Source organism: Emticicia sp. MM, assembly GCF_001649495.1.
In genome coordinates this window covers 1-756 of sequence record NZ_LXHX01000073.1, presented here as the reverse complement: position 1 = coordinate 756, position 756 = coordinate 1, and the positions used below count along the sequence as shown (strand labels likewise).

The following is a 756-nucleotide window of genomic DNA, read 5'->3' as shown; positions in this document are numbered from 1 at the left end:
ATATTTCTTCTTTGGTGTAGGATGAAGCTTCTTTTTCGCTGAGTTGGTGAGCCCATCTTACTCTGCTTTGCGTATTTGAGCCTTCGCCTTTTGAACCATATTCCGCATAAAAAGTTGTTTTTTCGGTTTCGGGTCTGCCCCAGTTGTTCCAGCCTTCGGGTAGAATGTGGCTGCCGAGTTCACAATTAATGAAAATAGTTTTGGCAAAATCTCGCCACGGTCTGCCCAAATAAACTTTGGTAGCAGCTTTATCGGCAGTTAGTTTACAATCTTTGAAAACATAGCCGTAGGCTACCCATTTTGGCGTAGAAGCGGCCGTAACATAGCCATCGGTTTTGCTATGAATGTGGCATTTTTCAAACAAAGCTGTTGACGAACCAAAAATAAAATCGACCGTACCTTCGATGTAGCAATTCGTGAAATATTGCCTTGAATTTTCGCCCGAAGCAAAAATAGTATCTTGGTTTCCCAAAAACTTACAGTTTTCAAACGTACAACGGTCGCCTTCAACGTGTAAGGCTACTGCTTGTCCGACTCTTCCTGCGGTATTTTCGATGGTCAGGTTTTTAAACTTTATATCGTTGCCCATAACTTTGAGCGTGTAAGAATCGAACGTTTCCATTTTGCCTTTTCCCGAAAAATCATCGTAGCTAATGATGGTGCTATCGAGGCTTTCGCCTATAAAAGTTATGTTGGTCAATGTGCTATAAACTTCGAGTTTTTCTTTGTAAATCCCTTTTTTGATTTTGATTGTAA

1 protein-coding gene is annotated in these 756 nt (G+C 40.7%); it reads right to left on the bottom strand.

The annotated features are described in order from the left end of the window. The coding region (locus tag A6M55_RS09145) for a pectinesterase family protein (protein ID WP_197491686.1) at window positions 1-756 on the bottom strand (756 nt) is incomplete at both ends.